Below are 21,697 nucleotides of genomic sequence, written 5' to 3'. Positions count from 1 at the left end.
TCGTCACACCCGTTTGCGGTCGAAGGTCGCCTTCTGCCCGGTGCCGTACCGGCGCAGCGCGCCCTCCGGCCCCGAAGCGTTGGGCCTGGTGAAGATCCAGTTCTGCCAGGCGGTCAGCCGCCCGAAGATCTTGGTCTCGATCGTCTCCGGGCCCACGAACCGGTGGTTGGCCTCCATCCCGGTCAGCGCGTCGGGGCTCAGCGCCCCCCGGCCCTCGAGCACGATCCTGATCTCGTCCTCCCAGTCCAGGTCGTCGGGCGCGTCGGTGACCAAGCCGAGTTCGAGGGCTTCGCGCGGCTCCAGCCGCCGGTCACGCTCGCGCTTGAGCCAGTCGAGGTGATCGGTTTCGCGGTAGAACCGGCACTCCAGCCTGGACAGGCCGTTGCCCATCGGGAACGCCCCGAAGTTGGCGCCCGTCAACATGATCGACGCGCGTTCCTCGCTGTCCTCGTCATTGATCGGTGGACCATCCAAAATGTACTGACGGTCGCAGGCCAGCGCCAGCTCCAGCAACACCCCGGCGAAACAGCTGCCCGGTTCGATCAACGCGATCAGGCTGCGGCTGGTGACGTCCAGTCGTTTCAGCGTGCGTTTGTAGTAGTGCAGGATCTCGTTGGACAGCCAGTCGTTGGCGCCGAGCACCTCGCGCTCGTGCGCCAGTACCGCGTCCGGGTCACCTTCGGTGCGGAAGACCCACGTACCGAGTTCGGGTTCGTTGGTGCGCAGGCGGAGGATCAGGTCGTCCAGCTCGCGTGTCGTGGTGAGCAGCCAATCTCCTTCGCCCGGTCCTCGCACGGTGATGGTGACCGCGCCGAGGCCGCGGTCGAACTCCGCGGAAACATCGCGGTAGGCGATGGAATCCGCCGTTTCCGTCCGCTCGAGGGGCGTCAGCTCGATGCCCGCCACATCCTCGGGGCGACGGCCGTGGGCGGCGAGTTCGCGGGCACGGCGGGCGACCGCGTCGCGGAAACCCTGGCGGGGTAGCAGTTCGTCGACCAGCCGCCAGTCCACCGCGGTGCGCCCCTTGATCCCGTCCGGACGGGTGGCGAAGACGTCCGCGCGATCCCTGCGGACCCGTCGCTTGTCCACCACCCGCGTCAGGCCGCCGGTCCCGGGCAGCACGCCCAGCAACGGCACCTCGGGCAGCGCCACCGTCGAGGAGTTGTCGTCGACCAGCAGGATCTTCTCGCAGGCCAACGCGATTTCGTAGCCGCCGCCGGCGCAGCTGCCGTTCACCGCGGCGACGTAGACCTGACCGGAGTTCTCGGTGGCGTCCTCGATCGCGTTGCGCGTCTCGTTGGTGAACTTGCAGAAGTTCACCTTCCACTCGTGCGAGGAAGCGGCCAGCATCCGGATGTTCGCGCCCGCGCAGAAAACGTTTTCCTTCGCGCTGGTGATCACCACCGTGCGCACCTCGGGATGCTCGAAGCGCAGGCGCTGGACGGCATCGTAGAGCTCGATGTCCACGCCCAGGTCGTAGGAGTTGAGCTTGAGCTCGTAGCCGGGGACCAGCCCGCCCAGCTCATCGACGTCCAGTTCGAGCCACGCGATCGGCGGCTCGGTCCGGAGGCGCCAGTGCTGGTAACCATCGGGATGCCGGTCGAACGACACCTTCGTCATGCCGCAATTTTCTACAACTTGTTCCCGTACGTCAATGTTGATGTAGACCGAATCCGGCGTCGACAAGCGAGTCGGGCTTTCGTGACAGGCGAGTCGGGCTTTCGTAACAAGTGAGTCGGGCCTTCGTGACGTGTGAGTCCGGCTCTCGCGACACCCGAGTCCGGCTTTCGCGGTGCACGAGTGTGGGACTCGCGCACCGCGAAGGCGGGACTCGCGGGCAGGCGGCGAGGTCTGCGGATCAGGGCCCGGTGGTGTACTGCCGCTGCTGCTCGATGCTCGGGCTCGGCCGGGGGCGGACGCCGTCCTGGCCGGGCACCGGGTCGACCGTGGGCTCGGTGAGCCGGCCGCCGACCGGCTCGTTCATCCGGGTCGTGATGTTCTCCGCGACCTGCTCTTCACGCATCCGCGCGAGCACACCGATGGTCACGCCGTGCGCGAGCGCCAGTACCAGCAGTAGGACGCCGATGCGCGCGATGATCGAGGTCGGCGAGTTGTCGTTGGGAAAGTCGATGGTCGAGATCAGCGCGACCAACCCCAGCACGACCAGGTGGAACAGCATCGTGACCAGGTTGATCATCGAGCCACCGGCCTCGGTGTCTCCCCTGTTCAGATAGCGCTTACCACTGTGGTAGATGATCTGGCCGTCGATCAGGACCAGTATCACGCCCACCACCAGAAAGACCAAATAGGCATTCGTGTCCACGACGGGCTCCTCTCCTACGCCCGCCTGGGGTACCCGCCCCGCTCAGTGGTGAAACCGCCTGCCCGGACGGATGTCGCAGGTCGCCGCCTTGGACTCCTGGATGTGCACGTTCGGGTCGAGCACCACCGACAGCAGGTCGTTCGCCGAGTCCCCTGTGGACAGTCCATTTTGTCCCCAGTGGTACGGGAGACCGACCTGGTGCACGGTCCTTCCCCTGACCCGCAGTGGCTTGATGCGCTCGGTGATCAGGACCCTGGCCTCGATGGTCGCGCGCGCCGAGACGATGGTGGCCCAGCCCAGATGCTCCAGACCACGTTCGGCCGCCAGTTCCGGCGAGACCTCGCAGAAGAACTCCGGTTGCAACTCCGACAGCACCGGCAGGGTCCGGCTCATGCCGCCCGCGGTGTGGTGCTCGGTCAGGCGGTAGGTGGTGAACACGTAGGGGTGGCGCTCGTCGTTGGGCTGGTTGGCGGGGTGCCGGTAAATCTCGCGGACCGGGTTGGCCTGTTCCCGGTAGAGCGGGTTGTCGACCGGTGACTCGGCGGGCTCGTAGTGCGTGGGCAGCGGCCCGTCCGCGAGCCCGGCCGGCGCGAACAGCCAGGCCTTTCCGTCGGACTGCATGACGAACGGGTCGACACCGGAAAGGGCGTCCTGCGCCCGCGCACCTTCCGGGGGCCGGTAGCCCGGAGCCTTGGTCGGCTCGAAGTCGGGCACGTCCTCGCCGGTCCACCTGCCCGCCGAGGCGTCCCACCAGACGTAGCGTTTCCGCTCGCTCCACGGCCTGCCCTCGGGATCCGCGGAGGCGCGGTTGTACAGAATGCGCCGGTTGGCGGGCCAGGCCCAGGCCCACTCGGGCGCGACATAACTCTGTTCGGACCGCGGTTTCCGGTTGGCGGCGTGGTTGTGGCCGTCGGCGTAGACCCCGCAGTAGATCCAGCAGCCGCAGGACGTCGACCCGTCGTCGGCGAGTTCCGTGTAGGCCGACAGCGGGCCCTTCGGCCCGGTACCGTTGATCTCGGCGAGGACGGCCTCCGCGCTGGGCTCGGCGAGGACACCCTCGGCCGGGTAGTTCCAGTTGAGCTCCTGGATGGGCAGATCGCGCGGGTCGTCGCTGGAGGCGAGCTTGTCCTGGATGATCCGGCCGAGGTGGTAGTAGAACCACAGGTCGCTCCGCGCGTCGCCGGGCGGTTCGACGGCCTTGTGGTGCCATTGCAGCAGGCGCTGGGTATTGGTGAAGCTGCCGTCCTTCTCGGTGTGCGCGGCCGCCGGCAGGAAGAAGACCTCGGTACCGATCTCCGTCGTGCGCAGTTCGCCGCTTTCGATCTCGGGTCCGTTCTGCCAGAACGTCGCGCTCTCGATCAGCTGAAGATCGCGCACCACCAGCCAGTCCAAATTGGCCAGTCCCAGTCGCTGCAGCTTCCCGTTCGCCGAGCCGACCGCCGGGTTCTCGCCGACCAGGAAGTAACCCTTGCACTCGCCGGAAATCTGGTTCATCACCGTGGTGTAGGTACCGTGGTTCCCGGTGAGCCGCGGCAGGTGGCCGAACCGGAAGTCGTTGTCCGGCCGGGCATGCTCGCCCCAGTACGCCTTCAGCAAGCTCACCACGTACGACCGCATGTTGCCCCAGAAGCCGGCCCGCCCGGCGTCGGCCTCGACGAAGCCGTCCAGGTCGACGTGGTGGACGCTCGGCATCGGGATGTAGCCGGGCAGCAGGTTGAACAGGGTCGGGATGTCGGTCGAGCCCTGGATGCTGGCGTGCCCGCGCAACGCCAGGATTCCCCCGCCGGGCCGGCCGACGTTGCCGAGCAGCGCCTGCAGGATCGCCGCGGTCCGGATGTACTGCGCGCCGACCGTGTGCTGCGTCCAGCCCACGGAGTAGACCCAGGCCGTGGTGCGCTCCCGCCCCGAGTTCTCGGTGATCGCCTCGGCCACCGCGAAGAACTGCTCGGGCGGGATGCCGCAGACGTCCTGGACCAGTTCCGGGGTGTACCGGGAGAAGTGCCGCTTGAGCACCTGGTAGACGCACCGGGGATGGGTCAGCGTCTCGTCCCGTTTCGGCTTGATGCGCATGGTCGCGCCGCCGCTGCCGTACATCTCCGCCCTGGCCGTGTGCTTGTGGTGGCCACTCGTGACTTCCCGTTGCCCCGCGGCCGGAGCCGTCTCGGTCTCCTCGTATGCCCAGGTTTCGGCTTCGTAGTGACGCTGCTGGAGATCGAACCCGGAGAACAGCCCGTCGAGGTCCTCGGTGTCGCGGAAGTCCTCACGCAGGATCGCGGCCGCGTTGGTGTAGGCAAGGACGTACTCGCGGAAGTCCTTCTCGTTGTCCAGCACGTACTTGATCAGCGCGCCGAGGAAGACGATGTCGCTCCCCGCCCGCAACGGGACGTGCCGGTGTGCCAGCGCGCTGGTGCGCGTGTACCGCGGATCGATGTGGATGATCTTCGCTCCGCGCGCCTTCGCCTCCACCACCCACTGGAACCCGACGGGATGGCACTCGGCCATGTTCGAGCCCTGGATGACGATGCAGTCGGCGTTGGCGAGATCTTGCTGGAACGTCGTGGCGCCGCCACGGCCGAAGGAGGTTCCCAGACCGGGAACCGTGGAAGAGTGTCAAATACGGGCCTGATTCTCGATCTGTATCGCGCCGAGCGCGGTATACAGCTTCTTCATCAGGTAGTTCTCTTCGTTGTCCAGCGTCGCCCCGCCGAGGCTGGCGATGCCGAGCGTGCGGTCGAGGCGGCGGCCGTGCTCGTCGATGTCCTGCCAGGTCTCCCGCCGGGTCCTGAGCACGCGGTCCGCGATCATCTCCATCGCGTCGTCGAGGCTCAACCGCTCCCACTCCGTCGCGTGCGGCCGCCGGTAGAGCACCTCCTTGACCCGGCTGGGGCTGGTCACGAGTTGCTTGCTCGCCGAACCCTTCGGACACAGCCTGCCGCGCGAGATGGGGGAGTCGGGGTCGCCTTCGATCTGGGTGACCTGGCCGTCCTTGACGTAGACCCGCTGGCCGCAGCCCACCGCACAGTAGGGGCAGACGGAGGCCACCATCCGGTCGGCGTCCTCGATGCGCGAACGCAGTCCGCGCGAGCGTTTCGATGCCGCGGCTTCGCGCCGTCCGGTCCGGTCGGGGCCGGTGATCTGCCGGTACACCGGCCAGCCCGCGATCCACTGCCGCACGCCCATGAATCCACGCTATCCCCGTTCGACGGGGCCCGCGAATCGGCGAGTGCCGTCAGGGTGGCGGACGGTGACGCGTTGGGAGTCCAGGCGTTCGAGGAGCGGGACGGCGACACGACGCGTGGTGCCCAGGGCGCGGCGTGCCTCGCTGACCGTGAAGGGTCGCGGGAGCGCGGAAAGCACTTCCACGGCTTGGTCCAGCGCGTCCGGTCCGAGCACCACTCCGTCCGCGATCCTGGTCAGACGGCCGGAGCGGACGGCGGCGGCGAGTTCGCGCGTGCCGAGACCCAGGCGCGCGAGTTCATCCGCTTCAGGCGCGTGGAACGGCTCTTCGTCGAGCTGTCGTTCCACCTGGCGCAACGCGCGATCCACGTCCGGCGGCAGGCTTGCGCCGGGCCGCCGCAGGAGGCCGTCGGCGATCTCCAGCCCGGTTCCGGCAAGCAAATCCGGCACCAGCTCGATGGCGGGTAGGCCCAGTTCATGGCGCAGCGCTTCGAGCGGCATCCCGGCCGCCACCGGATGTTCGGCGGACCAGGCCTCGAACCTGACGAGCGCGTTTCGCCGCGTTTCCGCCCAGGTTCGCTCATCCACCAGCCAGTCCCCGACGCGGACACCCGTTTCCCGCAACCCCATCGCGCGGGCTTCCGCGGCCTTGACGAACGGCGGAGGCCGCACTCGTCCCGACGCCAGTTCCCCGGCCCTTGCCCGCGCGGCGCCCCGGCGGCCGAGCGCGGGTGGGCGGACGTCGAGAACCTCGATCCCGGCCGCGATGCGGTGTTCGCCGGGGTCACGCAGCAGCCCGACATCGCCGACGCGCAGCGGCAGTCCGGTGGCCAGCCGTAGCCGCGCGGCCCGCGTCCCCAGCGCCCGGACCCGAACCGGCACGGCTGCCGACCCGACATGCAGCACGAGCTCGCGATGCAGCTTGCCCGTGGCGCGCAGCCCGACATCCACCTCCTCGGTGGTGAGCCAGCGACCCGGGGTGAGCAACGTGTCGCCACGTCCGATGCGGTGGCGGTCGACCCCGCGGAGGTTGACGGCTACCCGCGCCACGGCCTCGACCTCCTCACGAGCCTCGCCCAGTGACTGGAGATTCCGGACACTCACCTGCTCACCACCATGTGAAAGGACGTCGCCGAGCCGGATGGCGCCCGCCGCCAGCGTCCCCGTGACCACGGTTCCGGCGCCGCGCACGGTGAACGCCCGGTCGATCCACAACCGGACATCCGCGCCGAGATCGGGTGGTGGCAGCGCGTCGACCAGTGCGACGAGACCGGACCTCAGCTCGTCGAGGGAGGTCACCACGGGCGCGGCGGCAAGCGTGGTCCCCGCGAAGGCCTGCCGGGCCTGCTCCGCCGCGGGGGCGGGATCCGCGAGATCGGTCTTGGTGATCATCACCAGCCCGTGCCGCACGCCGAGCGCGTTCAGCGCGGCCAGGTGCTCCGCCGACTGCGGCATCCAGCCCTCGTCCGCCGCCACCACGAACAGCACCGCGGGCACCGGTCCGACGCCCGCGAGCATGTTGGCGACGAATCGTTCGTGGCCCGGCACGTCGACGAAGGCGATCCGTTCGCCGCGGAGTTCGGTCCAGGCGAAACCGAGGTCGATGGTGAGGCCACGGCGTTGCTCCTCGGCCAGCCGGTCGGGCCACATGCCGGTGAGCCGTTGGACGAGCGTGGACTTGCCGTGGTCGACATGGCCCGCGGTGGCTACGACGAACATCGCAGCATCGCCGCCGTAAGCAGTTCGTCCTCGCCGGGGTCGACCGTGCGCAGGTCCAGCAGGCACCGGCCGCGCTCGATCCGGCCCACCACGGGCGGGTCGCCGGTACGCAACCGCGCGGCCCACGACTCGGGCACGCTCACCGCGGCGCTCGCCAGTTCGACCCCCGGCGCACCACCCCCGCCCACCGTGGCCGGGCAGTCGACGGCCTCCGCGCCGCGGACCTTGGCCGCGATGAGTTCCGCGCGGGCCCGCAGCCCGGCCTGGTCCGCGTTGAGCGCCCGGACGACCGGCGGCTCCGGCCCGCGCAGGGTAGCCTCGAGCGCCGCGAGGGTCACCTTGTCCACCCGGAGCGCGCGAGCCGCCGGATGCCGCCGGAGCCGTTCGATCAGCCCCGCCTCGCCGAGCATGAGCCCCGCCTGCGGGCCGCCGAGGAGCTTGTCACCGCTGGCCGTGACGAGGTCCGCCCCCGCGCGCAGGACGGTCGTCGCGTCCGGCTCACCCGGCAGCAGCGGATGCGGGGCGAGCAGGCCGGACCCGATGTCGACGATCAGTGGAACACCGATCCCCGCCAGTTCCGCGGGCTCGACCGCCGAAGTGAACCCCGTGACCCGGAAATTGGACGGATGAACCTTGAGCACGAATGCGGTTTCCGAACCGATCGCTTCGGTGTAGTCGCGCAGGCTGGTGCGGTTGGTCGTGCCGACCTCGCGCAGGCGCGCGCCGCTGGAGGCGAGCAGTTCCGGGATCCGGAAGCCGTCGCCGATCTCGACCAGTTCACCCCGGCTGAGCACGATTTCCCTGCCCTGGGCCAAGGCCAGCGCGGTGAGCAGGAGCGCGGCGGCGTTGTTGTTGACCACGTGCACCGCCTCGGCGGCCGGAACGGCCTCGGCCAGCGCCGCGAGGACGCCGCGGCCACGCCGGGCACGGCGGCCGGTCTCCAGGTCGAACTCGACGTCGGTGGTACCACTGGCGGCACGCACCGCACCCAGCGCGGCCTCGGAGAGTGGCGCGCGGCCGAGATTGGTGTGCACGATGACGCCGGTCGCGTTGACCACCCGCCGCAGGCTCGCCGCGTTCGCGGGGAGACCCGCGATGGCCTGCTCGGCGACCTGCTCGGGCTCGATCTCCCCCGCCCGGACCCGCTCCTGCGCGGCCGTCACCGCGGCCTTGACCAGACGCCGGCCGAGCACGCGTTCGGCCGCCACGAGCCTGGGGTGGGCCAGGATCGCGTCGGTCCGCGGCACTCGCCGCCTCGCGTCAGTCATGGCGGAGGCGGACGGGAATCGAACCCGCCAGCGGCGGCGTCCACCGCTCAACGGTTTTGAAGACCGCGCCGGTCACCAGGCCGGGTACGCCTCCCTGAATCACGAGGTCCATCCTCGCAACTCGGCGAACCGAGTGCGACCGGAGCAGCATAGGGGCATGGCCTACCGACTGACCCAGTACGCGCACGGCGGCGGCTGCGCCTGCAAGATCCCGCCGGGCGAGTTGGAGGACGTGGTGCGCGGCCTCAGCGGCGCCGGTCCCCGGAACCCGCTCGGCGAGTTGCTGGTCGGGCTGGAGAGTGGTGACGATGCGGCCGCTGTCCGGATCTCCGGCCTGGCGGTGCTCGCCACCACCGACTTCTTCACGCCTGTGGTCGACGACCCGTACGACTGGGGCCGGATCGCGGCGGCGAACGCACTGTCCGATGTGTACGCCATGGGCGGGCGGCCCGTGGTCGCGGTCAACCTGCTCGGCTGGCCACGGGAGCTGCTGCCGTTCGAACTCGCCGCGGAGACGCTGCGGGGCGGGCTCGCGGTGTGTGACGAGGCGGGCTGCCATCTCGCCGGCGGGCACAGTGTCGACGATCCGGAGCCCAAGTACGGGCTCGCGGTCACCGGTGTCGCCGCCCCGGACCGCTTGCTGCGCAACGACTCCGGGCGCCCCGGCCTGCCGCTTTCGCTGACCAAGCCGCTGGGCACCGGCGTGCTCAACACCCGGCACAAGGCCACGGGCGAGGTGTTCGAGGCCGCGATCGAGGTGATGACGACGCTGAACGCCGACGCCTCGCGGGCCGCGCTGGCGGCGGGCATCACCTGCGCCACCGACGTCACCGGGTTCGGCCTGCTCGGCCACCTGTACAAGCTCGCCAGGGCGAGTGGGGTGACGGCGGTCGTCGACTCGGCCAAAGTGTCCTATGTGGAGGGCGCACGGGCGGCGCTGGCCGAGGGGTATGTCAGTGGGGGCACCCGGCGCAACCTCGACTGGGTTCGCCCTCATGCCGACCTGTCCGCCGTCGGCGAGGACGAGGCACTGCTGCTCGCCGACGCCCAGACCTCCGGCGGACTGCTGCTGGCCGGCGAGATCCCGGGTGCGCCGGTGATCGGCGAACTGGTGCCACGCGGGGAGCACGCCATCGTCGTCCGCTGACCCCGAAACTGTCGTACCCCGGTGGTTGACTGAGCCGGTCGGACCAACGAGGGGAGACCAAATGAACCAGTCCACACTGACCTGCGACGATCTGGCGGCGGAGTGGCGCCGGGCGGGAGTCGGCGAAGGCATGGACCTGATCGTGCACTCGTCGCTGTCCGGCCTCGGCCCGGTCGACGGGGGCGCCAAGGCGGTGGCGGACAGCCTGCTCGACGCTGTCGGCCCCACCGGCACGATCGTGGTGCCCACCTTCACCCCGAACGTCACCGATCCCGACCCGGCCCATGTCGGCGTCCCGGATCCAGCCCTCCGCGAGCGGCGCGACGCGGTGCCCACGTTCCACAATGATGTGCCGTCCAGCATGGGCGCGGTTTCGGAAGCCCTCCGCTGCCTGCCCGGCGCGTTACGCAGTTCGCATCCCCAGGCCTCGGTGGCCGCGATGGGCGCGCGAGCCGGGCAGATCGTCGCCGGGCAGCCGCTCGGCTTCGCCCTTGGCCGTGCCTCACCGTTCGAGCACCTGTACGACCTCGGCGGCGCCATCCTGCTCATCGGTGTGGGGCACAACCGCAACAGCTTCCTCCACCACGCCGAATCACTCACCCCGCATCCGCGGCTGAAGCTGCGGCGGTTCCCGGTGATGAACCGCGGGCAGCGTGTCTGGTGCGAAGCGCTCGACGTCGCCGACGACAACGACACCTACTTCCCCATCGTGGGCCGAGACTTCGAACGGCGTTTCGGCGTCAGGGAAACCATCGTGGGCAGGACGGCATGCCGGCTCCTGCCCGTCCGCCCGTTCGTGGACTTCGCCGTGCGCAGGCTCACCGAGCTCCTGGCATGGGAATTCGAGCCCAGCGGGCCTGGTTGACGAAACCATGACCTTCCTTCGCCGAGCCGCTTTGCCAAACCGGCGACCGAGCGCGCCCGGCGAAGCCCCGCTACCGGGGCGGCAGGACGCCCCTCCACCCAACGCGGCCCAAGCGCCCGGACACCGCCCTGGCGACCCGATCGCGGACGCACGCAAACACGCGGAAAGGACGCAAGAATGACTGATCTCGCGGAACATGTCCTTACCGCGGCGAACACCATCGCCGTCGTGGGGCTGAGCCGTGACCCCGGCAAGGCGGCGCATGCCGTGCCGGCGAGCCTGCAGGCGGCGGGGTTCCGGATCATCCCGGTCCACCCGTCGGCTGACGAGTTGCTCGGCGAGAAGGTGTACCGGTCGCTGACCGATATTCCCGAGCCGGTCGACCTCGTCGACGTGTTCCGGCCCCCGGTGGAGGCGCCGGAGATCGCGCGGCAGGCCGTGGCCATCGGGGCGAAGACGCTGTGGCTTCAGCAAGGCATCGTCTCCGCCGAAGCCCGCCGGATCGCCGAGGAAGGCGGGCTCGACTACGTCGAGGACCGCTGCACCGCGGTTGTCCGCGCGCTCGGAAGGATCACCAAGAAGGAGGATCACCAAGAAGTAAGCCCCACCCAGGGTCCACCTCGGGGTTGAGGACATCGCGTTCGCGGCGCGCTGTGGTTGTGGCATGACCACAGGGGTGATTCAGAAACGCCGCGTCCGCTGGGAAATCGCGGCGCTGGCCGGGGTGCTTGCGATCGGGGCGGTGCTCTACTGCTGGTCGCTGGGCGACCGGATGTTGCAGCCGTACTACGCGGCGGCCGTGCATTCGATGCTGCAAAGCCCGAAGGCCTTCCTGTTCGCGGGGTACGACCCAGCGGGCGTGGTGAGCGTCGACAAACCGCCGATGGCGTTCTGGGTGCAGGCCGCCGTCGCCTGGCTCTTCGGCTATCACTGGTGGCTGCTGGCGCTGGTTCAGGCTGCCGAAGGCGTCGCGTCGGTGCTGGTGCTGCACCGGACCGTGCGGCGCTGGGCCGGGGAACGCACCGCGTTGCTCGCGGCTCTCCTGCTCGCGCTGTCGCCGGTGACCGTGGCCATCGACCGCGACGTGCAGCCGGACGCCCTGCTCGTGCTGCTCCTGCTGCTCGCGGCCTACTGCGTCACCAGGGCGGTGGAAGGGGGCCGGACGGGTTGGCCGGCAGCCGCGGGAGCGCTGGTCGGATTGGCGTTCCTGACGAAGATGCTCGCCGCATGGGTCGTGCTGCCCGCGTTCGCACTGGCCTACCTCGCCGCGCCGGTCGGCCGCGGGCGAAAGGCGTGGCAGTTGGTGCTCGCCGCCGCGGTCACCTTCGCGGTGTCGATGTCCTGGCCGTTGCTGGTCAGCCTGTCGCCGGACCGGCCGTTCGTCGGCAGCACGCGTACCGACTCGATCTGGGAGTTGATCTTCGGATACAACGGTTTCGGCCGGGTGCTCGGCAATGACACCGGCGCGCTCGGCGTGTTCGACCTCAGTTTCGGCGGGAGTCCAGGACCACTTCGGTTGTTCGGCACGCTGGTCGGTGGCCAGATCGCCTGGCTGCTGCCGGTCGCCCTCGCGTCGGTTCTGGGCGCGGCCGTGGCCTGGCTGCGCACTCGCGCGGGGACGCCCTCGCAGCGTGCCGGATGGCTGCTGTGGGGCGGCTGGCTGCTGTGCTACGGCCTGGTGTTCTCGTTCGCGGGTGGGATATTCCACGCCTACTACACCTGTGCACTTGCTCCGGGTGTGGCGGCGTCGGCCGCGGCCGGGCTGACCACGCTCTGGCGGTGGTACCGCGCCGGCGAACGGGCGGGACTGCTGCTGTCGGTGGCGATCGCCGGAACCGCGGTGCTCGCGTTCGTGTTACTGGAACAGACGCCGGACTGGCTGCCCTGGCTGCGCTTCGCGATCCTGATCGTCGGGGTGCTCGCCGCGGTCGGCGCGCTGCCGCGGCTGGCACCGGCACCGGTGGCGCTGGCCGGCGCGCTAACCATGATCACCGGTCCGCTCGCGTTCGCCGTGGCCACCGCGGGCTCGCACCCGGACGTGGTCGCCGCCGGGGATCCGTCCGCCGGACCGTCCACATCGGACGGAATCGCCACGGTGCGGGCCGCGCTGGGAGGCACGGCCGACGCGGCCCGCGCCTACGTCCGGTTCATGGACGCCGCCCCGGAGCTGTCCGCGGGGCAGCGGCAGGTCCTCGCCTACGTCACCGCGCGGGACCCGAACGCGCCGATCACGCTGGCGGTCGAAGGTGGTACCTACGGTGCCGATCCCTACCTCGTCAACACCGGCGCCCGGGTGGCCGCGCTGGGTGGCTACCTCGGCCTCGACCCCGCGCCGACGGCCGCGCGACTCGCCGCGTGGGTGCACGCCGGAAGGGTCCGGTTCGTGCTGTTGCCCGAGGTGTTTCTCCACTTCGGGCAACAGACCGGGACACGGAACAGTGGGGCGCAGATCTCCGCTCGCGTCGGCTGGGTGAATCGGACCTGCGCAAAGGTTCCTCCCGCCGTCATCGGGCCGGACGCCGCTTCGGCGGGCCTCCTGTTCGACTGCGGCTAGGACCAGTTCTGCGGAGGCTGGCCCTGGCCCCCCGGCTGCTGGCCGTAACCAGGTTGCTGGGGCGGCTGGCCGTAACCGGGCTGCTGGGGCGGCTGGCCATAACCAGGTTGTTGGGGCTGGCCGTAACCGGGCTGCTGACCGTAAGCCTGCGGCGAACCGTAGGACGGCGACTGCGTGGACTGCTTGTCACCCCACGCGAGCCATCGCCCGGTGAGCGGGAGCAGCGTGAGGATCACGGTCGCGATCGCCGGAGACAGCACGACGAGCAGGCCACCTGTGCTGGCTCCGGCGGCTTCCGCCGAAGACACGTTCGCCGGCGCGTAACCCAGCGAGAGCACCGTGATCAGCGCGATGAAGGCCTGCGCGATGTGCACCAGGCTGCCGGCGAGTACCAGCCAGCGGCCGGCGCTCTTGCGCATGAAGAGCATGATCGAGCCGGGGCCGAGCGTGACCGCCTCGATCACGTAGGCGGCCGCCTGCATCCACACGACCCAAGAGATTTCGCTGCCCGCGAGATTCTTGGTGGAACCGAAGTTGATGATCGCGAAGATCGCGCCGAAGAGCGCACCGAGGATGCCGAGGACACCCGCGGCGATCGCGGTGCCACCGCTCGGCTTCGCCAACAACTCCGGGTCGTTGCCGCCCGGATACACGGGCGACGCCGAGGGGTACTGGCCCGGCTGTTGCGGTAACCCGCCGGAGCCGGGGTACTGGCCGGGCGGAGGCGGATAGGTCATGTGGCTTCCCCTAAGTGACGTCGTGGCCGGACGATCCGCCGGCTGTCCGGCATCGTAAACCGGCCATTTCGCTTCCGGGGCACAATATGCGAAACCCTGGCGAACCGGGACGCGCTCGCATAAGGATCACACCTCACGTTCCGGCCGGCCAGTGGCCCGCGGCTCGATCGCGCCTGCTCATCCACAAGGTTGTGCACAACCCGCCAAGTTGTCCACAGCACGGGGTCAGCCGGCGGCGGCCGGCGTCAGGAGCAACTCGTCGGAGTAACACCAGGCCCAGCTTTCGCCGGGCTCGAACGAGCGGATCAGTGGGTGACCGGTCGCATGCCAGTGACCGGTCGCATGGCGCCGCGGCGAGTTGTCGCAGCACCCGATGTGCCCGCACTCGAGGCATTCCCTCAGGTGCACCCACCGTGTGCCCTCCCGCAGGCAATCCTCGCAACCCGCGGTCGTACTGGGCGAAACGTCCGCGACCGCGCCGAGGTGCGCGCATGTGTCACTGGTCGGCTTGCCCTCGGCGTCGCCAGCCACCACATATCCGATCATGTGCCGCTCCCTTCCGTTACCCGCCGCAGCCCTTCCCGGAGAAACTCCACCCCGGCCGCGACGGGGTCGGCATCCTTGTACAAAGTGGACAGGGTCAGCGTGGCGCCGAACGGCGCGTTCCAGAACTCGGGATCGCCAGGCCGTTCGGGCCCCCACGGGCCGACGTAAAGATACGGCTCGGCACTGTGGGCATCACCCGGCGACGCCCCGAGGTTCACCCGCCCGCCTGGCCCGGCCCCCACGCTCGTGCCGGCGTCGAAATGCTCGGGCCACAACTGAATCACGGCCGGTTCGGCGGTCGCGGGGACCGCGGCGAATACCTCGTCGAGGACTCGCCAGCCGAGCGCGTACCAGTCAGCCAGAATGCGGAGCGAAGAACTGTCCACAATGAACGGTTCGTCGATGTCACCTGATGGCGGCGTGTCCGCGCCTGCCGCGAACTCAGTCGTGATGTCCGTCCCGGCGAAGGCGGCCAGTGCCCGCATTGCCGATCCGCCGATCGGCAGGTACGCGCAGTCACCATGCCGTTCGCGGACAACGAAACCCCCGGCGACACGAAGCGTCTCCGGGCCGTCACCGAACGCCGGAGTACCGAACCCGCCAGGGCAGGCCCGCAACCCGAGACGTCCGGTGACCTCGTGGCGACGCCGCGCGAGCACATGCGCCGCGATCCGGTGCAACACGTCCCTGGTCCGCACGAAGGCAGCCGGAAGGCCGCCGAAATCCGTCACCCCATGACGCTATGCCCGCCACTCCCGTCCATCAAGCCGCGATCCCGAGGACGAGCGGCTTTTCCGCCGCCGACGAGCAGTATCCGGCACTGGCGCGGGCCATGGCCGAGCGCGGGCTGTCCGCCGGGCAGATCTACGACCTGGTCGTCGCCGACATCCTGGACGCGATCGACGCCGCGGTCGAGCCGCAGCGTGCCCGCTGGACGCCCAGGGCCAGGAAAGCGCCACACCCCTCCCCGGCCGGGTTGGTGCCAATGCCGCGGCAGTGGCCAGGCCCACACAAGGACACCCCCATTACGCTCGCCGCGACTCGGCCCCGTCCGGCTGGTGTGTGCCGGCTTCAGCCGGCTGGAGCTGCTTGAGCAGGTCGCGGATCTCCTTGAGCAGTTCGACGTCGGCGGGTTCGGCCGGACCGGGTTCCTCGCCACGGCGGCGGCGTTCTCTGAGCTTGTTCATCGGCAGCACGAAGATGAAGTAGATGACGGCGGCGACCAGCAGGAAGTTGACCACCGCGTTGATCGCGCCGCCGAAGTCGACGAACGTGGATTCCTTGCCCGACAACACCTGGAAGCCCAGGCCCTGCGCCACCTGGACACCGCCGAGGGCGTTGATGAACGGCTTGATGATTCCGTTGGTGAAGGCGGTGACGATCGCGGTGAATGCGGTGCCGATCACCACCGCGACGGCCAGCTCGATGACGTTGCCGCGGGAGATGAAGTCCTTGAACCCTTTGAGCACAACCTCCTCCTTCTCCGGCCGGTGGCCGGACGCCGGGTGATCCCTGGCTTCCATCACCGCAGCATGGTAGTCACAGGTCCGCCCCGGTTGCCGGTTATCGGCAGTGTCGCCTGGTGGCACGGTTTCACCGGCACGACCTGGTCCACGAATACGACGTCACGCTGTGCCGCACGGAACCGGACAACGAAGTCGGGGCAGCGCTGCGCCGCCGCGAAACGATCCTGTCCACGGAAAATATGATTGACGCCTGCCGCGGGCGCAGCGATCATGAAGGCACACGGGAAGGAAGAATGCCATGACGGAGATGTGGAAGCGAGAATCGCGGCGCCGCCGTTTCGGTGCCACGATCGCTGCCGTTCATCCGCCGGCCGAGCACGGCAACTCCTTTCCGTGGCTGGAAGGCAAGTCGCCGAGCGGCCCAGGCTCCCCACCATGACGTAACATCTCGTCAGGTCCGGGAGCCGCCCATCGGGAAACCGATCCGAGCGGCTTTTACTGTTTCGTGCACCACGAAAAAGATTCTTCGGATCGGCGATCTTCGACGGCGGAACGGTCTTCAAAATCGTTTCCGGACTTCTCCCGCCGGTGCCATCCCATTTCCGGAGGAGGTGCGGATCATTGACAATTCGGCAGTGGAGCAGACCGGCCTGTGTGAACGGGCCGTCCCGGTGAGGCAGGGCGGTGATTGCCGAACACCAGGTGACGAAACGTGCACGCGACCGCGGGGTTGTTCCGGGTGCTCGCGGAGGAGTCACCGAAGATTTCACGAGGCGCAACACCGAGCGTCCTTGTGCTCAACGCGTCCTACGAGCCGCTACAGGTCGTGTCCGTGCCGCACGCGGTACGGATGCTCGCACGTCCTTCCGCTGTCGCGGGGCGGGGAGCGAACGTCGTGGCTCGACACGGTCGCGGCGTGCGGCGGCAACTCGCGCAGTCGCAACGCACGCAAGGCCGACCACCTGCCCGAGGAGGTGGGCATGCGGTTGCGCATCACTCCCCGCGTCCCCAGCTGGACCGAACTCCACACCGCCCCGGCGGTGTGATCACCGATCGTCCCCGGCCCGCCGCGGGCCGGGGACGCCCCACCGCGGATGTAGCTCAGAGGTCAGAGCGCCGCCTTGCCACGGCGGAAGCCACGGGTTCGAATCCCGTCATCCGCTCGGCACAGCAACACCTGAAGGTGTCAGCCGATGTGGCAGCGGCAGCCGCCCTGAATGGAGTCAGGGTCACGAGGACCCCTGGGGGTTCGGATCCCTCCACCTCCGCGGACGGTCGCGGGGAAGGTAAGCCAAGTTGGCGCGGCAGCCGGTTCGAAAGCGGTCAGGGGACGGGTCACCGGCCCTCGCGGGTTCGATTCCCGCACCTGCCGCTCCACACCCCGCCGGGGAGTTCAGTCAGCGGTCACAGGTCACGCTCGCGCGCAACTCGTCGGGTCCGATTTCATCGCGCACATTTTACCGGAAGATCGATAAACCTTTTGGCGGCCGGGGTGGTCAGGATTGGCGGTACGCCCAATTTCTTTGACCCTGCGTTTTCTTGACGGGACAGTACGTATCCGACGATTAATTGTCTTTTCGTCAATAGATGCGCGGTCGATCCGTACATCGTGCACGACCCTCCGTGCGCAGCCGAACGAGCAACGCCGCCGGACCAGGCCGGCCGGCCCGCGGGCTGCCGGGGAAGATGCTGAGAACGCCGCAGGCGTCTCATACGGCGCAATTAGGCGAAACAGCGGAACCAATGCCGCCCGGAGCTTGTCAAAATGGGCATAAGGTGGGACGCCCCGGTTGGGCCGTATACCTGCACCAATTGATCATCGCCGCTGGCGTCGATGGCGTACCAGGCCGCGCACTGTCGCGCAACGCCGAACAAGTGCGCAGCAAGCTGGGGGAGGATCGTGTCCAAGCACGCCATGGAAGCCCGAAGATTGTTGTCCCCAGGCGGGATCGCTCGGCGCGAGCGGCCGATCCTGCTGCTCGGGGGATGGCAGTCCGCATCAACGCACGACGGGGGCGCCCTCGCGACCGCTGTCGGCATACTGCGCTGCGGTCGTCTCGACGAATTGTCGACCATGGTGCAGTCCTGTCAGCCGGAGTGGTTGTTGATCGGACTGGAGATCGATGACTACGATGTGCAACGCGCCGTGCACGTGGCGAGGGCGGAGCGGCCGGCGATCCGACTGGCGTTGCTGGGCCGGACCAATGACTGGCACCGCTGTGAGAGCTGGTTGCGCCGCGGTTGCGACGCATACCTTGATTCGTCGGCCTCGGTCACGCAGGTGCTCTCCGCCTTGGAAGTGGACTCCGATCTCGAGGTCAGCGTGGTGCACCGCAGCTTCCACCGGGTCCGCCACATCCGCGCACAACGACCGAGACCCAAGCTGACACGGCGGGAGACCGAGGTGTTGAACCACCTGTTCCGGGGCATGTCGAACCGGGAGATCGCCGAGGTGCTGCATGTCAGCGAGAACACCATCGAGTATCACATGCGCCACCTTCTGTCCAAATTGGAGGCGCGCAACCGGTTGAAGGCCGTGGAGCAGGCCACCGCGCTCGGTCTCGTCTAGATGATTGATGCGGTGACGTTGGTGTTGGTGATCGAAGGCGGTGAGTGATCGTTGGCTGGTCACGCTGGTTTCCCAGTTGTGCCAGATGCCGGCGACCATGGCCAGCAGGCGCTGGGCGATGCGGGTGAACACCCCGGCTGGGGTGCGGCCACCGTGTCGTTCCAGGTCGAGCCGGCCTTTGAGGGTCTGGTTGACCAACTCGATCCACTGCCGCACACCGCCGAGGTTGCCGTTGCGGTAGGTCTCGTCCTTGCGGTCCGGGCGCAGCAGTCGCAGTCCCCTCGACTCGGCGAGTTTCTGGCGCGGTTTTCCTGAGAAACCCTTGTCGGTCAAGGGGATCTGGCCCTCACGGATGAGGTGGTGGTTGCGGTCGAGCAAGGCGGCGAGCCCTTCTCGTTCGCCGATCTTGGGGTTGGCCAGGCACCACATGATCGGCATCCCGTCCCCGGCGCACACGAGGTAGAGCTTCAGGCCCCAATACCACCGCGAGTGTGACGCGCAGTAACCGTAACTGGCGTGGCCGGCCAGGTCGGAACGTTTCACCGTTTCCCTCGACATGCCGCAGGGAACCGGGGTGGCGTCGGTGATCCACAGATCATCGAACCAGGACGGGCTACAGGCAGCCAGTGGCAGGATTGCCTTGCAGAGCAACGGTTGCGCGGTCTTGAGTCGCCGGTGGTAGCCGGACTGGGTGAGCATGTCGGGGAACATGCCCAGCAGTTCGGGCGTGGCGTGAACGTGGCGAACCCAGCGGCGTTCCTGGTGATAGCCCAGGATCACCTGGGCAACGGCCAAACAGATCAGTTCACTGTCGGTGAGATCGGGTCAGTTCCCCGCCCAGTACGAGGCGGGACAACGTGGTCGTCGATCAACACGTAGAGTGCCGTCATTAGGAGGGTGTTCAGTTCCTTGGTCACGCTTTGATCTTGAACATCCTCCGCCCACATCACCCCACCGGGTCCCTCTTCACATGATCTTCACCGCATCAATCATTTAGGCTATTCCAGTCGCGCGGGCGGCAGCAGCCGGACCAGTCCGTCGGGCAGCCACCAGTTGGCCCGGCCCAACAGCCCCATCAAGCTGGGCACCAACACCATGCGCACCACGGTGGCGTCCAGCAGCACCGCGACCGCGAGGCCGAACCCGAACTGCTTGAGCTCCAGCACGTTGGCGGCCAGGAAGCTGCCGAATACCGCCACCATGATGGCCGCCCCCGCGCTGATCTGCCGGGCGGTGCGATCCAATGCCGTGGTCACCGCGTGCGTGTTGTCCCCGCTGTCGAGCCACTCCTCCTGAATACGGCGGACCAGGAACACCTCGTAGTCCATGGACAGGCCGAACAGCAGCGCGAACAGCGCGACCGGCAGGTATGCCTGCAACGACCCGACACTGGTGAAACCAAGCACCCCGGCGCCGTGCCCTTGCTGGAAGACGAACACCGTCAGCCCCAACGCCGCCGCGGTGACCAGCAGGTTCAGTGCCACGGCGGTCAACGGCAGCAGCAGGCTGCGGAACACCACGACCAGATAGCAGAAACTCAGGCCGAGCACGATGGCGATGACCAGGGGCAGCTTGTCGGTGGTTTCCGCGGACAGATCCAGGTACGCGGCGGTGAGCCCGCCGACGTGCACGTCCATGCCCGCCCCGGCGAGCGCGCGTGGCACCAGGTCCTGACGCAGCGCGGTGACCAGCGCACTGGCGGCCGGCGAATCCACGGCGTGCGCGGGCACCACGGTAAGGACCACGCACTGCCCGGCAGGGTCGACCATTCTGGCCAGGATCGCGGCCAAGGCCGGATTCGCGGTGGCAAGTCGCAGGTCAGTGACCGTGTGTCCGCCGAGTTGCTGGTCGAGCACATCGGTGACGGACGCGACCTGGGCGACCGCGGGGTCCGCGCGCGCGGAGGCGGTCAGCCTGCTGACCGCGTCCAGATCGGTGGTGCTCAGAGCGCCCCTTGTGGTGCAGCCGACCAGTTGCACCGGCCCGACCACGCCGGGATGGAACGCCGCGGCCACGATCTGGGCGCCCTGACCGGACGGGGTTTTCTCCAGGGAGGACAACCCAAGGTCGAAGCCCAGCCGGATGGCTGTCGTGGGCAATCCCAGCAGCACCAGCACGAGCAGTGCCGGCACGCCGAGCCGGAACGGCCGGGTCAGCGCGAACCTGGCCCAGCCCGCCCACCGGCCGGACATCAGCCGGCCGTCCTTGGTGACGACCACCGGCCGGAAGCGGCGCGGCAGTGCCAGGCTGTTCACCCGGTCGCCGAGCACCGCGAGCAGTGCCGGCAGCAGGGTGAGGCCGGCCAGCAGGCAGCAGCCGACCACCAGGCCGGCGGCCACCGCGATCTCGGTGAAGATGTGTCCGTCGATCACCGCCATCGCGCCCAGTGCGACGATCACGATCAGGCCGGACACCACGATCGTGCGGCCGGATGTGCGCAGTGCCGTACTAATCGCCTCGTCCACGACCGCGCGGCCGGAGCCGTCGCGGGCCCGGCCCTGGGCCAACTCCTCGCGGAACCGGCTGACCACGAACAACGCGTAGTCGATGCCGACACCGAGACCGATCATGGTGGTGATCACCGTGACGAACTGGTCGAGATGCAGCGGACCGGTCAGCCCGGCCAGCACGCCGAGGCAGGTCAGCACGCCGGCCAGCGCCAGACCCACCGGCAACGCGGCCGCGACCAGGCCGCCGAGCGCGAGCAGCAGGATCACCAGTGCGACCGGGATGCCGATGCCCTCGGCGACTTCCTGGTCCCGCAGTTCGACCTTGGCCAGGTCGTTGTTGAGTGGGGACGAACCCGTGAGGTACGCGTCGACCACTCCGCCCGCGGCCTGCGCGCGGACCCGGTCCTGGATGTGCTGCACGGTCGTGGCTCGGACCGCTTCACTCCCGCGCAGCCCGACCAGCGCCAACGCCACTTGGCCGGACGAGGAGAGTTGCCCCACGGCCGCGGGATCGTACGGCCCCACCACCGCGGTCACGTCCGAGTCGTTCCGCACGGTGTCCAGCACCGTGGTAACGAACTGCCGGAAGGGCTCGGACGTGGCCGGGTAACGACTCGACCGGAAAACCAGCACGTCCTGCTCGTCGCCCAGTTCGGGGAACCGCTGCGCGAGCAGTGTCTGCGCCCGCGCGGATTCGGAACCCCGAACCGAGTAGTCCGGCACGCCGAGCCGGGATTGCAGCACCGGATACAGCGCGCCGGCCGTGACCAGCAGCAACAGCCACACCGTCAGCACGAGCCAGCGATGCCGAGCCATGGTCCTGCCCCACCGGCCCAGCGCGGAGCGGGGCTGAGGTGGTGGTTGTCGCGTCATCGG

Annotated in this window: 16 protein-coding genes, 3 tRNA genes and 1 pseudogene; 8 read left to right on the top strand and 12 right to left on the bottom strand. The window is 68.9% G+C overall.

The window, feature by feature from the left end; genetic code table 11:
* Positions 1-3: 3 nt before the first annotated feature.
* From boxC to VJT49_RS17900, 6 genes are all read right to left on the bottom strand, one after another.
* Positions 4-1,620 (bottom strand): 2,3-epoxybenzoyl-CoA dihydrolase, encoded by a 1,617-nt coding sequence (gene boxC, locus VJT49_RS17925; RefSeq protein WP_324165979.1) that lies wholly within the window; start codon positions 1,618-1,620, stop codon positions 4-6.
* 238 nt (positions 1,621-1,858) lie between these two features.
* Positions 1,859-2,323 (bottom strand): hypothetical protein, encoded by a 465-nt coding sequence (locus VJT49_RS17920; protein ID WP_324165978.1) that lies wholly within the window; start codon positions 2,321-2,323, stop codon positions 1,859-1,861.
* Positions 2,324-2,365: 42 nt separating this feature from the next.
* Positions 2,366-5,503 carry a formate dehydrogenase gene (fdh, locus tag VJT49_RS17915; protein WP_324165977.1) on the bottom strand — a complete coding sequence of 1,046 codons (3,138 nt, stop codon included), beginning with the start codon at positions 5,501-5,503 and terminating at the stop codon, positions 2,366-2,368.
* 9 nt (positions 5,504-5,512) lie between these two features.
* On the bottom strand, positions 5,513-7,219 hold the full coding sequence (locus VJT49_RS17910; protein ID WP_324165976.1) for a SelB C-terminal domain-containing protein: 1,707 nt from the start codon (positions 7,217-7,219) through the stop codon (positions 5,513-5,515).
* Positions 7,207-8,487, bottom strand: coding sequence for an L-seryl-tRNA(Sec) selenium transferase (gene selA / locus VJT49_RS17905; RefSeq protein ID WP_324165975.1), 1,281 nt, complete (start codon positions 8,485-8,487; stop codon positions 7,207-7,209). Before selA ends, VJT49_RS17910 begins: the two co-directional genes overlap by 13 nt.
* Positions 8,487-8,581: transfer RNA gene (locus VJT49_RS17900), tRNA-Sec, on the bottom strand. The genes selA and VJT49_RS17900 overlap by 1 nt, the downstream gene beginning before the upstream one ends.
* Before the next feature lie 63 nt (positions 8,582-8,644).
* Here VJT49_RS17900 and selD point away from each other — a divergent pair.
* The 4 genes from selD (at position 8,645) to VJT49_RS17880 (ending at position 13,053) form a co-directional block, all read left to right on the top strand.
* A complete protein-coding gene (gene selD, locus VJT49_RS17895; RefSeq protein WP_324165974.1) occupies positions 8,645-9,634 on the top strand; it encodes a selenide, water dikinase SelD in 990 nt (329 codons plus the stop codon).
* Positions 9,635-9,695: 61 nt separating this feature from the next.
* Positions 9,696-10,499, top strand: coding sequence for an AAC(3) family N-acetyltransferase (locus VJT49_RS17890; protein WP_324165973.1), 804 nt, complete (start codon positions 9,696-9,698; stop codon positions 10,497-10,499).
* A 177-nt stretch (positions 10,500-10,676) separates the two neighbouring features.
* Positions 10,677-11,129, top strand: coding sequence for a CoA-binding protein (locus tag VJT49_RS17885; RefSeq protein ID WP_324165972.1), 453 nt, complete (start codon positions 10,677-10,679; stop codon positions 11,127-11,129).
* 34 nt (positions 11,130-11,163) lie between these two features.
* On the top strand, positions 11,164-13,053 hold the full coding sequence (locus VJT49_RS17880) for an ArnT family glycosyltransferase (RefSeq protein WP_324165971.1): 1,890 nt from the start codon (positions 11,164-11,166) through the stop codon (positions 13,051-13,053).
* Here VJT49_RS17880 and VJT49_RS17875 read toward each other — a convergent pair.
* The 4 genes from VJT49_RS17875 to mscL form a co-directional block, all read right to left on the bottom strand.
* Complete coding sequence (locus VJT49_RS17875; protein WP_324165970.1) at positions 13,050-13,790, bottom strand: hypothetical protein; 741 nt, start codon at positions 13,788-13,790, stop codon at positions 13,050-13,052. The genes VJT49_RS17880 and VJT49_RS17875 overlap by 4 nt on opposite strands.
* Before the next feature lie 225 nt (positions 13,791-14,015).
* Complete coding sequence (locus VJT49_RS17870; protein ID WP_324165969.1) at positions 14,016-14,336, bottom strand: UBP-type zinc finger domain-containing protein; 321 nt, start codon at positions 14,334-14,336, stop codon at positions 14,016-14,018.
* Complete coding sequence (locus tag VJT49_RS17865; RefSeq protein WP_324165968.1) at positions 14,333-15,067, bottom strand: hypothetical protein; 735 nt, start codon at positions 15,065-15,067, stop codon at positions 14,333-14,335. The genes VJT49_RS17870 and VJT49_RS17865 overlap by 4 nt, the downstream gene beginning before the upstream one ends.
* A gap of 294 nt (positions 15,068-15,361) precedes the next feature.
* A complete protein-coding gene (mscL, locus tag VJT49_RS17860; RefSeq protein ID WP_324165995.1) occupies positions 15,362-15,805 on the bottom strand; it encodes a large-conductance mechanosensitive channel protein MscL in 444 nt (147 codons plus the stop codon).
* Positions 15,806-15,918: 113 nt separating this feature from the next.
* On the opposite strand from mscL, the gene VJT49_RS17855 reads away from it, so the two are divergent.
* From VJT49_RS17855 to VJT49_RS35295, 4 genes are all read left to right on the top strand, one after another.
* On the top strand, positions 15,919-16,104 hold the full coding sequence (locus VJT49_RS17855; RefSeq protein WP_324165967.1) for a hypothetical protein: 186 nt from the start codon (positions 15,919-15,921) through the stop codon (positions 16,102-16,104).
* 788 nt (positions 16,105-16,892) lie between these two features.
* Positions 16,893-16,965, top strand: a tRNA-Gly gene (locus tag VJT49_RS17850).
* A gap of 118 nt (positions 16,966-17,083) precedes the next feature.
* A tRNA-Ser gene (locus VJT49_RS17845) sits at positions 17,084-17,174 on the top strand.
* A 462-nt stretch (positions 17,175-17,636) separates the two neighbouring features.
* Positions 17,637-18,371, top strand: a complete 735-nt coding sequence (locus VJT49_RS35295; protein ID WP_414636009.1) for a helix-turn-helix transcriptional regulator — start codon at positions 17,637-17,639, stop codon at positions 18,369-18,371.
* Positions 18,372-18,398: 27 nt separating this feature from the next.
* Here the strand turns inward: VJT49_RS35295 and VJT49_RS17840 are convergent.
* Positions 18,399-19,288 (bottom strand): annotated as a pseudogene (locus tag VJT49_RS17840) (IS982 family transposase); the annotation flags it as partial.
* A gap of 81 nt (positions 19,289-19,369) precedes the next feature.
* Positions 19,370-21,694 (bottom strand): MMPL family transporter, encoded by a 2,325-nt coding sequence (locus tag VJT49_RS17835; protein WP_324165966.1) that lies wholly within the window; start codon positions 21,692-21,694, stop codon positions 19,370-19,372.
* Positions 21,695-21,697: the final 3 nt, after the last annotated feature.

It is taken from the genome of Amycolatopsis sp. (assembly GCF_035276945.1).
Lineage (GTDB): Bacteria > Actinomycetota > Actinomycetes > Mycobacteriales > Pseudonocardiaceae > Amycolatopsis_E.
This window is presented reverse-complemented; position numbering and strand designations above follow the sequence as displayed.

Excerpts from the sequence above, each read along its gene's own strand:
- boxC (WP_324165979.1), bottom strand. The coding sequence starts at position 1,620 with ATGACGAAGGTGTCGTTCGACCGGCATCCCGATGGTTACCAGCACTGG.
- VJT49_RS17910 (WP_324165976.1), bottom strand. The coding sequence starts at position 7,219 with ATGTTCGTCGTAGCCACCGCGGGCCATGTCGACCACGGCAAGTCCACG.
- selA (WP_324165975.1), bottom strand. The coding sequence starts at position 8,487 with ATGACTGACGCGAGGCGGCGAGTGCCGCGGACCGACGCGATCCTGGCC.
- selD (WP_324165974.1), top strand. The coding sequence starts at position 8,645 with ATGGCCTACCGACTGACCCAGTACGCGCACGGCGGCGGCTGCGCCTGC.
- VJT49_RS17890 (WP_324165973.1), top strand. The coding sequence starts at position 9,696 with ATGAACCAGTCCACACTGACCTGCGACGATCTGGCGGCGGAGTGGCGC.
- VJT49_RS17885 (WP_324165972.1), top strand. The coding sequence starts at position 10,677 with ATGACTGATCTCGCGGAACATGTCCTTACCGCGGCGAACACCATCGCC.
- VJT49_RS17880 (WP_324165971.1), top strand. The coding sequence starts at position 11,164 with ATGACCACAGGGGTGATTCAGAAACGCCGCGTCCGCTGGGAAATCGCG.
- VJT49_RS17875 (WP_324165970.1), bottom strand. The coding sequence starts at position 13,790 with ATGACCTATCCGCCTCCGCCCGGCCAGTACCCCGGCTCCGGCGGGTTA.
- VJT49_RS17870 (WP_324165969.1), bottom strand. The coding sequence starts at position 14,336 with ATGATCGGATATGTGGTGGCTGGCGACGCCGAGGGCAAGCCGACCAGT.
- VJT49_RS35295 (WP_414636009.1), top strand. The coding sequence starts at position 17,637 with ATGGCGTACCAGGCCGCGCACTGTCGCGCAACGCCGAACAAGTGCGCA.
- VJT49_RS17835 (WP_324165966.1), bottom strand. The coding sequence starts at position 21,694 with ATGACGCGACAACCACCACCTCAGCCCCGCTCCGCGCTGGGCCGGTGG.